This is a genomic window from Allobosea sp. 05T433, from assembly GCF_056396065.1.
Genome location: NZ_JBFTKS010000008.1, coordinates 1 through 13,550, shown reverse-complemented (window position 1 = coordinate 13,550; position 13,550 = coordinate 1). Strand labels below are relative to the sequence as shown.

Sequence of the window (13,550 nt, the reverse complement as noted above, 5' to 3'; positions counted from 1 at the left end):
CTCATGGTCGCGGCGGCGTTGCGCCGGGGGTGGAATCGGTCAGCTGGATGGTCCAGCTCTTCTGCTCGCCGGTATCGACCTCGAAGAAGCCGGACCGGTCATATCCGCGGGCGAGGCAGTCCTCGATGCCTCGGATCGTAAATTCCTTGTTGCGCGTGCACATGATGGATTTGCCGGTCCATTCGCCACCCTTGTCGTAGTCGATGGCGTGCACGTAGTAGAACCTTGCCGCGAGCGTGCCGCGCAGCAGGGTCTCGCAGCCGCGCGGCGCGATGTTCCACCAGCCTTCGGTGACCCAGCCCTGCGCATCGCGATAGCCGATGGCGACACCGACGCGACTGCCCGTGGTGTTGCACATCCGCAGATCGGCGAGCGCGGGAGCCGCGCTTCCGAGAAGGCAGGCCAGCAGCAGGCCGAGGCGCAAGAGAGATCGGTCGAATCGGCTCGTCATGATCGTCTAAGGGTCGATCAGGATGACGCGGCAATCATTCACATTGGTCAAGGTCGGTCCCGTCCGCAGCAGGTCGCCAATGGCCTCGAAGAAGCCGGTGGAATCGTTGTCGGCCAGCGATTGGGCAGGAACGAGGCCGCGCTCCGCCGCTCGCGCCAATGTCGTCGCATCGATCAGCGCGCCAGCGGGGTCGGTCGCTTCGCCGCCGCCGCCATCGGTGCCGTCGGTGTCGCCGGACAACGCGACGATGCCCGGCTCCCCGCCAAGCGCAATGGCCAGAGCCAACGCATATTCCTGGTTCGGGCCGCCGCGGCCCTTGCCGCGCAGGGTCACGGTCAGTTCGCCACCGGAGATGATCGCGGCGCGCCGCGCCTCTGCCTTGAGGCGCAGGGCAAGCGCGGCATGGTCGGCCGCAACCTCGCGCGCCTCGCCTTCGAGATCGGCGCCGAGATCGATGGGCTCGTAGCCCGCGTCCCGTGCATTTGCGACCGCCGCCGCAATCGCGTCCTGAGGCCGGGCGATGATCTGGAATACGCTCCTGGCGAAGGCGGGGTCGCCAGGCTTCGGGGTTTCGCTGGCGTCGTGGGCAAGCAGCGCGCGCGCCGCTGGCGGCAGGTCGAGCCCATAGCGCGCGACGATGGTGCGCGCATCGGCCATGCTGCTCGGATCGGGGACGGTCGGGCCCGAGGCGATCACGGTCGGCTCGTCGCCGGGGACGTCCGAGATTGCGAGCGTCACGAGCCGGGCCGGCGCGGCGGCCAGCGCGAGACGGCCGCCCTTGATGCGCGAGAGCCGCTTGCGGACGATGTTCATCTCGCCGATCGGCGCGCCGGAACGCAGCAGTGCCTTGTTGACTGCCTGCTTCTCCGCCAGCGTCAGGTCACCTGCGGGTGCGACCCAGTTGGCCGAGCCGCCGCCGGAGAGGAGCACCAGCACCAGATCATCCGCGCTTGCCGAGCGGGCGAGTTCGAGCGCGCGTTCGGCGCTGCGAATGCTGCCTTCGTCCGGCACCGGGTGGCCGGCGGCGACCATCGGAACATGGCGCGTCGCGGTCTCGTAGCCATGGCGGGCGACGGCATGGCCAACAAGGCGCTCGGGCGACAGGCCGGAGTCGAGATAATGCGCTTCCGCGAGTGCGGTCATGCTGCCGGCGGCCTTGCCGGCGGCGAGCAGGATCAGGCGGCCGTTCCTGGGTGGTTCGGGCAGGTGAGCGGGAAGGCAGCCGGACGGGCGGGCGCGGTCGACGGCGGCATCGAAAATCATCCTCGCAATGCGCAGGGCCTCAGCCGAATCGTTCCTCACCTGCTGCAAGTCCACCCCGCCTTCCACCCGCTGTCACGTCGATTTGGTCGACTTTCGTTGTATGCTCTTCTATGTCGCTGGCCGGCGGACGTCATCAGGCATTTGCCGATCTAATCATACTTTTTGGAGCGCCGATGCGGTCCGATTTCCCGATGGCGGATTCCGCCATAATGCTCGCCCCAGGCGAGGTCGAGATCATTCCCGGCGATCCCGCGACGGGTATGCTGTTGTTGTGCGATCACGCCTCCAACGCGATCCCGCCCGAGCTTGCATCGCTCGGGCTGCCGACCGAACAACTCGCGCGCCACATCGCCTATGATATCGGTGCGGCCGAGGCGGTGCGCGCCATGGCGCGTGCGACCGGCGCGCCGGCCATTCTGACCAGTTTCTCGCGGCTGCTGATCGATCCAAATCGCGGGCTCGACGATCCCACCCTGGTCATGCGCCTGTCTGATGGTGCGATCGTGCCCGGCAATGCCCGCATCGACGAGGCCGGCATCGCAGCGCGGATCGCCCGCTATTACGCCCCCTATGACGCGGCGATCGACCACGCCGTCGAGATGGCAGTCGCCGCCGGCCATCCGCCGGCGATCGTTTCGGTGCACTCCTTCACACCCTATTGGAAAGCGGTGGCGCGTCCCTGGCATGTCGGGGTGCTGTGGGATCGGGCAGGGGTGCTGGCCCAGCCGCTGATCGCCGCCTTCCAGCCCGAGAGTGATCTCGTCGTCGGGGACAATGAGCCCTATCGTGGCGGCCTGCCGGGCGACACGATCGACCGACATGCCACCCGTCGTGGCCTGCCTGATGCGCTGATCGAGATCCGGCAAGACCTGATCGCGACGCCGGAGGCCGCGCGGGAATGGGGGCTGCGCCTTGCCCGCATCGTGCCGCCCTGCGTTGCGGCGCTGAATGCTGTCGCGATCGCCTGATGCGACAGCAGGACTGTTGAGCACTTTGTGCCAAAGGGCGGTTCGCGCTTGACGCCGGCCCCCGATCCGGGCGAACCCCTGCGGCCAAATCTATAGAGAAGGGTTTTGGAATGGACGATCCGGTTCAGGGCGATCAGCTCAAGAGCATCGTGCAGCGCATCGAGCGCCTCGAGGAAGAGAAGAAGACGATCGCCGACGACATCAAGGAGGTCTATGCCGAGGCCAAGGGCAATGGCTACGACGTCAAGGTGCTGCGCAAGGTCGTCGCGCTACGCAAGCGCGACCTGAACGAGCGCCAGGAAGAGGAAGCCATCCTCGAGCTCTATCTTCAGGCCGTCGGCGAGAGCGCCTGATCATTGCCTGGGCGAGCCTCGATAATTTGCACATCGACCTCGTCAGCTCACTGAATACTGTTTCACAGTTGGATTCACCCCGGCTCTCGCGTCGGGGTGAATCCATTCTGATCGCGTGCGTCTCAACTCTGAGTGAGGCCGCATTCCACGCGTTGCGACGCGGAGGTGATGCTCTCCCCGCCGCCCCGGCTTGGCGCGCTCAGAACTCTTCCCAACCGGAATCGCCGGCTCGGCTGTTGGCGACCTTGCGGGCGGGCGCCGGTCTGGCGGGCTCTGAAGGGGGAGCTTTGGCCTGAACGAAGGCGGCCTGGGCCAGCCTGCGCAGGCGAGCCGGTTCCGACCCGGAATTCGCGGCCATCGCGACCCTGTCGCCCGCACGCGTCGGCGGCGGCGCGGTGAAGAGTTTGATTGCCGGCGTCTGAGGCTGCAGATCGGCGAGAGCCGCCGCCTCAGGCCCGGTCTTGAATGCCGCGACGAGATCATTGAGCTGCGCGATGCGCCCGGTCAGCGAAGCTGCCGAGGCAGCACTCTGTTCGGCTAGCGCCGCATTCTGCTGGGTCATTTCGTCGAGATGCGCCACAGCCTGGCTCATTTCGTCGATGCCGTTGGCCTGCTCTCCTGCCGCCGAGGAGATGTCGGCGATCGTGGCTGCTACTTTCTGCGACGCTCCCAGGATCCGGGTCAGCGCATCGCCCGCCTGGCGCACCAGCTTGACGCCATCTCCGACCTCTGTGTTCGAAGAGGATATCAAGGCCGAGATGTCCTTTGCCGCCTCGCCGGAGCGCTGCGCGAGCGTGCGGACCTCGCTGGCGACGACGGCGAAGCCCTTGCCGGCATCGCCGGCGCGGGCGGCTTCCACCGCTGCGTTCAAGGCGAGGAGGTTGGTCTGAAAGGCGATGTCGTCGATGACCCTGATGATGTCGGAGATCTTTTGGGACGCACTCTCGATGCGGGCCATGGCGTCGACCGCCCGGGTCGCGATCGCGCCGCCAGACTGTGCCGTCTCCATCGCCTCGTTGGCGATCGAGGCAGCCTGGCGCGAGGCCTGAGCCGAAGCCTTCACCGAGGCCGCCAACTCCTCCGTCGTCGCGGCGGTTTCCTCTAGCGAACTCGCCTGTTCCTCGGTCCGTTTGGAGAGATCATCGGCGCCCAGGTTGATCTCGCGTGCGGCCAGCTCGACCTCGGCCGAGGTTGTCTGGATCGTGCGCACGGTCGTGGAGAGGCGGTCGACTGTCTCGTTGATCGCGCCCTTCAGTTCCGCGAACTTGCCACGGTAATCGGTGTCGACATGCACAGTCAGATCGCCCGCGGCCACAGCAGACAGTGCCTTGGCGAATTCGCTGGTCGCGCTGTCGACCACCGCATTGATCTCGTTGATTCCGGCCACGAGCTTCTGCATCTGCGGGTCGGCGTCATGGATCTCCAGCCGGGCCGAGAAGTCGCCCGCCGCAGCGGCCGACACCACTTCGCCGACATCCGAAACCACAGCCTCCATCGATTGCGCCCGCGCCAGGCGCATTGTCGCTGCTTCGCGTTCCTGCTCTTCGAGAGCACGGACCTTGACGAGATTCCCGCGGTACGCCTCGAGCGCATTGCTCAGAGCGCCGACCTCGTCGGGGCAGGGGGCGGCGGGAACAGCCCTATCAACCTCACCATCCTGCATCCGGACAAGCGCTTCATTCATGCCCGTCAACGGGTTCGCAATGCGCTTCTGGATGCCGCGCCAGCTCGCTGCGCAGAGGCCCAGCAGCGCGACCAGCAGACCACCAATCAGGGCGAGCCGGGTCAGGGCATGATTGGTCTGTGCCGCCGTGGTCGCCTGCATGTCGTCGAGCGATTGGGTTACCGCGTCAACAATGGCGGCGAACGGACCATTGCACATGGTTGTCCAGTCCTGGGCGCCAATGACGGCGCCGCTACCCTGGCCGAGCTTGCCAAGGAGCTGGTCCATCGTCTGGTTTGCGGTGGCGACTTCTCCGGTCGCGACCTCAACTTTGCGAGCGAGGTCGGGCGAAACACCGACACGTGTCGCAAGCTGCCTCAGTTGGGCCTGGGCGGCATTGCTTGCGCCGCGCAATTCGCCAAGCTGCTTCCACTGTACCGGTGTCAGCACCTGGCCGGAGCCAAGCGGTGCACGCAGCAAGGAGCATTGCGTACCGTAACTTGAGCGCAGCCGCCAGGCGGTGGCCTTGAAACCCTGGAGTTCGGCGAGTGCCGGATCGGCCAGCCGAACCGCGAGCGACGCCGCATCGGAGGCGTTCGTCAGTGCTGCCTCAATGTTTCCGACCGCATTATACCAAGGCATGGTCGCGGCCAGGCTACGCTGAGCCCGGGGCTTGGCCGCCTCCCCGTTGAGATCGGGGATCCGCCCCTGCATGGCCTTTTCAGCCTGCAGGATGGCCTCGGCAAGAACCCGATGCTCGGGCAGGTCAGCGGCGCCGAGTTTTGCTACGGCCGTTGCGATCTGGTTTCGCGATGTCTCCACGATCGCGCGGATCGTCGTGTCAGCATCGTCGTTTGCCTGCAGACTTGTTTGGGCCTTGCCACGATCGGAACGGATCGCATTCCCGGTGAGCAACAGGGCTCGGTCAGCCTCGACCAATCCGGAAAGCCGGTGGTTTGTGCGCACGTCGCGGACCGCATCGTAGGCGAGGTAGCCGAGCGTACCGAGTCCTGGCAGGCAGACTGCCGCCATCGTCGCCAGCAGGTATCGTCGAATGGAGCTCGGAAACATCATGATGCGCATCCAGAACGAAGTTTAGTCGGCAAAAATTGCGGCCATGGTCGACCATTTCCGGATCATTCGGCGAGTTCCGTTAAGATTACCTCTATTGCACGAAGCCGAGTGTCTGTGTTTCTCGCTCGACTGATCTTGGATATCGCGGGCGCCAATTCTATTGATGCGGTGAGGGATGCCGAAGGTCGGGCGTCAGAGGCTTGGTTCTTGGGCCGGCGGCGATGTGCGCAATGACGTATCGAACCCCGCGCGCTTCGCGGGGCGCGGCTGGGCGCCCATGCCGTGGTCTTCGATGCGCGGGCTGTCGGACACAATAGCTGTCACGCTCCTTCGCGCTTCCACGCGAGAGTGCTTCGCCTTCCGGCTCTGGCGCCAAGACGCGCGCACTCCTGACGCGTGCACTCCGCGTTGAAAGTGGTGGAACTCGCTCTCGACGCTTTCGTCGCTGCGTGCGAAGCTGCCCTTGCCCTCCACATTGCCCCGACTTGCCCGTATGCGTCGTCGTTCCTTTCTGGCCGGTTTGGCGTCGTGCGGAGTCACTGCGTTTGCGCAGCCGGTGCGCGCGACCGAACGCCTCAAGCATATCGCGGTCATGATCAGCCTCCCGCTGGACACCCCGATCGTCCAGGCGAGGTTGCAGGAAATCCGACAACGCCTCGCCGAGCGAGGCTGGATCGAGGGCCAGAACCTGCGCTTGGGCACGCGATTCTCGGGCTCGAGCGAGGCCGATCTTGCGCGAGCGGCGGCGGAGTTGGTCCGGGACAATCCCGATATCATCATCGTCAGCTCCAGTGCCGAAACCGCTGCTGTCCTCGCGTTGACCCGGACGATGCCGGTGCTGTTCGGCACGGCCTCTGATCCGGTCGGGAGCGGCTTCGTGCGTTCTCTGGAGCGGCCGGAGGGTAATGCCACGGGGTTCAGCAACAACGACCCGGTCATGGCGGATAAATGGCTGGAATTGTTGACCGAGATTGCGCCCGAGACACGCAGGGTCGGCGTGGTATTCAATCCGCGCACGACCCCTGCAGCAGGTGAAACCTATCTCGCGCGCCTGAGGGCGGCGGCTGCCTATGCTCGGTTGTCTCTTGGCCCGGTGGCAGTGATGGACCTGAACGGCATCGAGGGCGCGATCGCGGACTTCGCAGGACAGGGCAGCGATGGCGGGCTGGTGTTCCTGCCCGACAGCTTCACGTTCCGCCACGCGGCGCAATGTGCCAAGGCCAGCGCCCGGCATCGCCTTCCTGCCATCTATCCGTTCGACACCTTCACGCGCCAGGGCGGGCTGATGTCGTATACGGGGGGGCGGGACGAGGCGAGCGACCTCATCGCATCCTATAGCGACCTTATCTTGCGTGGTGCGAATGTCGCCGAGTTGCCGGTGCAGTTCTCGCGCAGCTTCGAACTGGTCATCAACGAAATGGCCGCCGCATCCCTGGGATTGAGCGTGCCGCTTTCGCTCCGGATTCGCGCGACACGGATCGTTTCGTGACGCAGGGCGAGACTTCTCGGCCGCGAGGTGCTCTTACCCGCAAATATGCGGTTTTCGTCGGAGTCGCGATCTGCCTCGCGCTTGGGCTCAATACGGCAATTGCAACGTTCTTCGCCTTCTCGGATCAGAGGGCGCTGGTGGTGCGCGTTCAGCAGGAGCAGGCCCAGGCCGCAGCGCAGCGGATCGGCGCCTTCGTGGCGGAGATCATGCAACACCTGGACTGGATCTCCCAAAGCGGCGCGAGCAACACTCCACTCGAGGAACGCCGCCTCGACGGCCTGCGGCTGCTGCGGCAGGTTCCGGCCATTCTCGAATTACGCCAGATCGATCCGGCGGGACGCGAGCAACTCTCGCTTTCGCGCGTCAGCCGCGACCAAACCGGTGGCGACGTCAACTGGTCGACTGATCAGGGTTTCCAGGCCGCCCTGGCGCAGGGCGGCTATTACAGCGATGTCCAATTCCGGCGCGGCTCGGAACCCTATATGATGCTGCTCAAGCGAGCGGCATCTCCGCACTGGGTTGCACAGGCGACCGTCAACCTCGTCTTCATCCGTGATCTGGTGTCCCGGCTGAAGGTCGGTGAGACCGGTCGCGCGTATATCGTCACGGGTTCCGGGCGGTTGATCGCGCATCCCGATCTGCGCTTCGTACTAAGGAACACCAATCTTGCCAGCCTGGTGAGTGCGCATGAGGCGGCCGGAGTGACCGGTGCAGGACTTTCGATGACGGATATCGAAGGCCGGAAAGTGCTGTCCGTGATGGCTTCGGTCCCGGACCTCGACTGGAAGGTGGTGATCGACCTGCCAGAGAGTGAAGCTTTCGCATCGATCAAGGCGTCGCTCCTGCGCTCGCTGGTGCTTCTGGTCCTCGCACTGTCCGCTGCCGTGCTGGCCGGCATCATCTTGAGCCGGAAACTTGTCGCCCCGATCAAGGCCCTCGGCGACGGCGCCGCGCGGATTGGCCGAGGCGAATTGGACGAGCGGATCAGCATCAACACCGGCGATGAATTGCAGCAGCTCGGCGAGCAGTTCAACCTGATGGCTCAGCGCCTCGAGGAAAGCCGCGCGGTTCTGGAGGACAAGGTCACGGAGCGTACAGCGGCCCTGGAGGCCGCTCTCGAGCTTGCTTCGGCCGGACAACGGGCGGCAGAAGAGGCGACGCGGGCAAAGTCCCGGTTTCTGGCGGTTGTCGGCCACGATATCCGCACGCCGCTCTCGGGCGTACTCGGGGTTCTGGAGCTTCTCGACCGTGGTCGCCTGAGCCAACGCGATCGCCGCCTCGTCGCCATGGCGGCGACCTCGGGCGAGGCCCTGGTCGATCTGGCCAATGCGACGCTTGACCTGTCCCGGCTGGAGGCAGGAACCGAAAGCCTGGATCTGCGCAATTTCGAGTTGGGCGCGCTCCTGAACGCCGCCGCGGCGCTGATGCGCCCCCTCGCCGAGCAGAAGGGACTTGTCCTGACACTGCGTCTGCCCCCAGCCGGCGGCCTGCAGTTGCACGGCGATCCCGGCAAGATCCACCGGATTCTGATCAATCTCTTGCGCAATGCGATCAGTTTCACGGAGCGTGGCGGAATCGAATTCGGCGCTGAGCTCCAGCCTTGTCCATCTGCGGAAAATTCAGAATTGACGCTCACGGTCCGCGATACCGGCATAGGCATCGAGCCGGCGATGCAACGCCACATCTTCCACGACTTTGTGCAGGTCGACCCGGACACGGGCCGGCGCAATGGCGGGGTCGGGCTCGGGTTGGCGATTTGCAGCAAGCTGAGCGAACTGATGGGCGGCACGATTTCCGTCGTCAGCGGTCGCGGGCAAGGCAGCACCTTCATTGTCCGTTTGCCGATGGTTGCGGCCAAGGCCGCCGCGCGGTCCGGGCCTATGGCGACGGCGCAGCTGCAACGCGTGCTCGTGGTCGACGATGATCCTGTGACGCGAGAGGTCGCCCGGGTCATGGTCGGGAAGGCCGGCCACAAAGTGCAGGCCGTGGCCTCGGGCGAAGCTGCCCTGGCAACGCTGCGTAATCGCGCCTTCGACATTGTCCTGCTCGATATGCACATGAGCGGAATCGACGGAATCGAAACCGCGCTTGCGGTCCGCGAGCTGCCGAACATCACGCAACCCCGGATCGTCGCGCTGACGGCCGATGTCTCCCCGGAGACGATGCGGCGGATGCGAGCAGCGGGGCTGACGGCGATCCTGTCCAAGCCCATTACTTCTGTAGCGCTGCTACAGGTCATAGGGCGCGGGAGCAGTCGCAGCGGCCAAGGTCCGGTCGTGTCCCTCTCAGTGGACCAGCCGGTCGACGCAAGCTTCTTCCAGACCCAGAGTCGACTGATCGGAAGCGAGCGCACGCGGCAACTCGTGGCGCTCTTCGCGACCGTATCCGAGAAAATCCTGAAGGGGATGCGGGCGGCGCTCCGGGCTGTCGACCGGGCCGAACTTAGCCGATTGGCTCACCAGCTCGCGAGTTCCGCCGGGGCCGTCGGCCTCGGGCGTGTCTTCGCACAAGCCAGTGCGCTGGAGCGCGACGCAATGGTCGCCGATCGCGAGGAGCTTATCCTCGCCATCGAAGCGCTCGACCGCGACCGTAGCGAGGCGCTGGAGACCCTGGACGGGTTCGGGGACAGGTCGGCAGCCGGAGCGGCCCGTCAGGTGTTGCGTTCGACTGGCATGCCGAGCTTGTAGCCGATCCCGCTGACGGTCGCGATCATGCCCGGCTTTCCACCATGTCCCAGCTTCCTCCGCAGACGCGCGACCAAGGCATCCACACTTCGCGCGTCGACATCGGTATAGCGATTGCTGACGACCTCGATCAGATAGTCGCGACTCAAGGGGCGGCCATCGCTTTCGACGAGAGCTGCAAGCAAGTCGAACTCGCCTCGCGTCAGGCGAATGGGGTCGCCATTGATCGTCGCGAGCTCACGCCGCAGAAAATCCATGATGAAGGGGCCAAAGGTGGCCGTGGTGCTGCGCCGGGCCATGTCCCGCTCGATCTTGCGGCGCCGCAGCAGGGAGCGGGTTCTGGCGAGAAGGTCACGCAGGTCGACGGGCTTGTTGACATAGTGGTCACCGGCAAGCTCGAGGCCGACGATCCGATCGATGTCGGCATCGCGACGCGTCACGAAGATGATTCCGGCGTCGGAAACCGATTGAAGCTCCTTTGCCAGCTCGAACCCGTCTCCATCAGGCAAGACGACGTCGATGAAGATCAGTTCCGGCTTGAAGCGCTGGATCGTCCGCCTGGCCTGGGCGATGGTCTCCGCCTCCTGGACGTGAAACCCCTGGTCGATGAAATATCCCGCGATGACCGCGCGGGTGACGGGGTCATCTTCGACGATGACGAGCCGCTCGCGGGGTGTCGTATCCATCGGTCCTTGGTCTTCCCTGGCCATCCGAACGTCAACGAGGCCGTGCTACATCATGGAGCGGACGATCCAACAGCGACTGACGCGCTGCAACCTGCCAAAGCCCCGTTTGTGAACGGCTGTTCGCTTTCCAATCGAAGCGGGGCGGTTTGCCTGCGGATAGTCGGCAAGTCGCCCTGGCCAGCCGGACAGCGCCCTTTGGGACTCGTGCTTCTTCCATGGCATGGCCGGCATCCTCGGTTCAAAGGCCTATTTCAAAGGGAGACACTTTCCGAGGGCAAACATGTCCAAACGCTGATCACATGCATGCGAATGGCCGTTCGGGTGCGCAAGGGCGACTGCTCGCAGCAGCCCTTGCGCGGGTTGCTTTATTTGATGCGATGGCCGCGCAGCAGGCGCTCCGGCGCGGCCCAGCCGACATAGCGGGGTTGGGTCCAGCGGGGAGCCACCTCAAGCGCCTGAACGGCGAGATAGCCGTCGATGCGCACCTCGTCCCAGGCATGCACCACCCGGCCGTCGCCAAGGTGAAGGCCGACATGGCCCCAGTTGGCGCGCCGGCCGAAGAGCTCACCCGTCATGTCGTAGAAAACGAAGGCGCCGCGCGGCACCGCAGCCGGCTGTGGCTCGGTGACGCCATACTCGTCCGCGGATTCCTTTGCAGTACTGCCGCCGAAGATCTCGATGGCGTTACCGGCCTCGTAGGCATCCTCGACGAAGGCAAGGCAGCGGAAGGCGTAGTCGGGATTGCCGAGGCGAGCCGTCGCCCAGGCGATGGCTCGGTCGACATAGCTGTCGATTGGATCGGTCACGGTCTGTCGGTCCCGTTGTCAAATGGGAAGGGAGAGATGGGGGCGGTGCGTCAAGCAAGGGGTGCCATTCCATTCTCCATGGTCGGGACGACAGCGAGTTGCCACCAAAGGGCAGGCATCATGGCCTTTCGGGGGGCAAAGCGCAGGCAGGATCAGCGTTTCGGTCGAGCCAGTGCGTTCAGGAGTTCTGCTTCCGCAGCCGGGGCGAGAGGGCCTTCCGCATTGCGGTCCTGCAGGAAAGCGTCCGCTGCGCTGTCTCCGCTGGCAGGGCGATACCCACCCCCCGACGAGGGGGTGGCAATGACAAGCTCGGTGCGCCAGCGACCCTCGACGCGGCAATCGATGCCCTTCCAGCGATCTGCGCCCTGCGCGGCGCTGGCGAGCGTATATTCGCGGCAGAGCGTGCCGTCTCCCAGTCGATGTGACGAGACCAGCGCGATGCTGCCGCCGGCAGCACCGTGCGACCATGATGTGCTGCTGCCACTTGCCGAGCTGCCGAGCGCCGTGTCGAGAGCCGCGCGGGCCGATTGGAACAGGGCGACGCCGCTGGGGTCCGGGTTGCCAGGCGTTTCCGAGCCGATCCGGTAACCGGCGATACCGCCGACAAGCAGCGCAAAGCAGGCTGCCAGAGGCAGTTGCCAGCTCGGGCGGCGCGGGAGGGAGCGCGGGGAGACGGCCGGGGCGGGCGCTGCGAGTGTGGCGCCGACCTCGATCACTGCCAGGCCATGCCGACCTGGCCTGGCTCCGTCGGCGGCGCGAATCGCTGCGAGCAGGTGCGGCGGCACGGCCTGATCGGAGCTGCCGGCGTCCTCCAGCAGCGCCCGGCTTTCCACGAACAGGGCAAAGCGCTCGGCGAGTTCTGGCTCGGCCATGACCCGCGCATGCAGCGCATCGGCCGTGGCCTTCTCGAGTTCGCCGTCGGCCAGGGCCAGCAACATTTCGTCCGAAACCGCGCTCGTCATGATGTCTTGTCCATTCCAAGTTTCGCCGCGAGGCCCTGGCGGGCTCGCGAGAGCCGGCTCATGACCGTGCCGAGCGGGATCGAGAGCTGCTGCGAGGCTTCGCGGTAGCTCTTTCCGTCGACACAGACCATCATCAGCAGTTCGCGATGGTCGGACGGCATGGCTCCCAGTGCCTGTTGAACGGAATCGACGGTCAAGGCGACGTCGCCGACATGCCGGCCGTCTTCCCCGGCGAGATCGAGATGGTCCTCGAGAGCCTCGCTTTGTCCTTCGCTACGGCGCTTGCGGAGCGAGTCGATCCAGAGGTTGCGTGCAATCCTGAACAGCCAGGCATCGAGCCGGGTACCGGGTTGCCAGAGCGCCTGTGCCTTGAGGGCCCGCTCGCAAGTTGCCTGGGCGAGATCGTCGGCCTCGCTGGCCGAGCGGGTCAGGGAGAGCGCGAACCGGCGCAGCCTCGGCAGCAAGGCCACAAGCTCTCTGGCGAAGGCCGACAGGGGCGGCTCGGTGCCTGCCGACGCGGCCGTCGTTCCGGTGGAAGCCGTCATATGGGATTGGACGATGTCCAAAGTCGTATCCTTGTCGTCAGGATCAGCAGGCAAGATCGCGCATCGACCTATGGCTGCGCGGGCTGCGGCCGGCATTCCAGCAGACCCCAGCCAAAGACAGGGTCGCGGCCCGGCTCCCCGAGATCGGTCGCCTCGCTGGACAGTGCTGCCACGAGCATCTGCGGCGTCGCGCCCTGATCGGCGGAGCGGCGCTGTGAGAACGCGAGGGCGACCAGTGGCGCGGCATAGGAGGTTCCCGAACGCAGCCGACCTGGGCGCAAGGCCTTGTCGGGCATCTGGATACGCACGCCAGGGGCCGCAAATGCGATATGTGCGCCGCGATTCGCGCGGGCGAAGACTTGGCGCTCGCGGTCGATGGCCGTCACCGCGACCGCCCATGGATAGGCCGCGGGATAACGCGGCTCGGTGCCCGGCCCGTCATTGACGGCGGCGGCGACTAGGTGTGCGGTCTCGGGATGAGATGGTGCGGATTGATTTTGAAGGGTGACGGGTCACTGATCCAGGCGTCGCAGATGGCCTGATAGGGCGTTCGCCATCGCAGCGCCTTGAGATGCTTGGCGAAGTTGTAGGCGGTAACGAAGACCA

General features: G+C 65.5%; 11 protein-coding genes and 2 pseudogenes. 4 read left to right on the top strand and 9 right to left on the bottom strand.

From position 1 onward, the window contains the following. Window position 1 precedes the first annotated feature (1 nt). Window positions 2–451, bottom strand: a complete 450-nt coding sequence (locus AC1DGP_RS13075; RefSeq protein ID WP_441487925.1) for a DUF1036 domain-containing protein — start codon at window positions 449–451, stop codon at window positions 2–4. A gap of 6 nt (window positions 452–457) precedes the next feature. Further along, on the bottom strand, window positions 458–1,714 hold the full coding sequence (locus AC1DGP_RS13070) for a glycerate kinase type-2 family protein (protein ID WP_441504349.1): 1,257 nt from the start codon (window positions 1,712–1,714) through the stop codon (window positions 458–460). A 173-nt stretch (window positions 1,715–1,887) separates the two neighbouring features. On the opposite strand from AC1DGP_RS13070, the gene AC1DGP_RS13065 reads away from it, so the two are divergent. Next, window positions 1,888–2,682 carry an N-formylglutamate amidohydrolase gene (locus AC1DGP_RS13065; RefSeq protein WP_476832204.1) on the top strand — a complete coding sequence of 265 codons (795 nt, stop codon included), beginning with the start codon at window positions 1,888–1,890 and terminating at the stop codon, window positions 2,680–2,682. Window positions 2,683–2,792: 110 nt separating this feature from the next. Then, window positions 2,793–3,035 (top strand): DUF2312 domain-containing protein, encoded by a 243-nt coding sequence (locus AC1DGP_RS13060; RefSeq protein WP_043233170.1) that lies wholly within the window; start codon window positions 2,793–2,795, stop codon window positions 3,033–3,035. Between the two features lie 199 nt (window positions 3,036–3,234). On the opposite strand, the gene AC1DGP_RS13055 is transcribed toward AC1DGP_RS13060, so the two are convergent. Further along, a complete protein-coding gene (locus AC1DGP_RS13055) occupies window positions 3,235–5,772 on the bottom strand; it encodes a methyl-accepting chemotaxis protein (protein WP_476775366.1) in 2,538 nt (845 codons plus the stop codon). Between the two features lie 592 nt (window positions 5,773–6,364). Between AC1DGP_RS13055 and AC1DGP_RS13050 the strand changes: the two genes are divergently transcribed. Next, window positions 6,365–7,261: an ABC transporter substrate-binding protein gene (locus AC1DGP_RS13050; RefSeq protein WP_476775367.1), complete on the top strand. Its 897-nt coding sequence runs from the start codon at window positions 6,365–6,367 to the stop codon at window positions 7,259–7,261. Continuing rightward, window positions 7,258–9,948 (top strand): ATP-binding protein, encoded by a 2,691-nt coding sequence (locus tag AC1DGP_RS13045; protein WP_476775368.1) that lies wholly within the window; start codon window positions 7,258–7,260, stop codon window positions 9,946–9,948. The genes AC1DGP_RS13050 and AC1DGP_RS13045 overlap by 4 nt, the downstream gene beginning before the upstream one ends. Here AC1DGP_RS13045 and AC1DGP_RS13040 read toward each other — a convergent pair. The 6 genes and pseudogenes from AC1DGP_RS13040 to AC1DGP_RS13015 all read right to left on the bottom strand — a co-directional run. Next, window positions 9,912–10,631: a response regulator gene (locus AC1DGP_RS13040; protein ID WP_476775369.1), complete on the bottom strand. Its 720-nt coding sequence runs from the start codon at window positions 10,629–10,631 to the stop codon at window positions 9,912–9,914. The two genes, AC1DGP_RS13045 and AC1DGP_RS13040, sit on opposite strands and share 37 nt — an antisense overlap. 365 nt (window positions 10,632–10,996) lie before the next feature. Next, entirely contained in the window at window positions 10,997–11,437 is a 441-nt protein-coding gene (locus tag AC1DGP_RS13035; protein WP_476832203.1) for an NlpC/P60 family protein, read from the bottom strand. Window positions 11,438–11,589: 152 nt separating this feature from the next. Further along, window positions 11,590–12,399, bottom strand: a complete 810-nt coding sequence (locus AC1DGP_RS13030; RefSeq protein WP_476775372.1) for an anti-sigma factor family protein — start codon at window positions 12,397–12,399, stop codon at window positions 11,590–11,592. Beyond that, on the bottom strand, window positions 12,396–12,965 hold the full coding sequence (locus AC1DGP_RS13025) for an RNA polymerase sigma factor (RefSeq protein ID WP_476775373.1): 570 nt from the start codon (window positions 12,963–12,965) through the stop codon (window positions 12,396–12,398). The genes AC1DGP_RS13030 and AC1DGP_RS13025 overlap by 4 nt, the downstream gene beginning before the upstream one ends. A gap of 47 nt (window positions 12,966–13,012) precedes the next feature. Then, a pseudogene (locus AC1DGP_RS13020) lies at window positions 13,013–13,351 on the bottom strand (S8 family serine peptidase); the annotation flags it as partial. Between the two features lie 50 nt (window positions 13,352–13,401). Continuing rightward, a pseudogene (locus AC1DGP_RS13015) lies at window positions 13,402–13,550 on the bottom strand (IS481 family transposase); the annotation flags it as partial.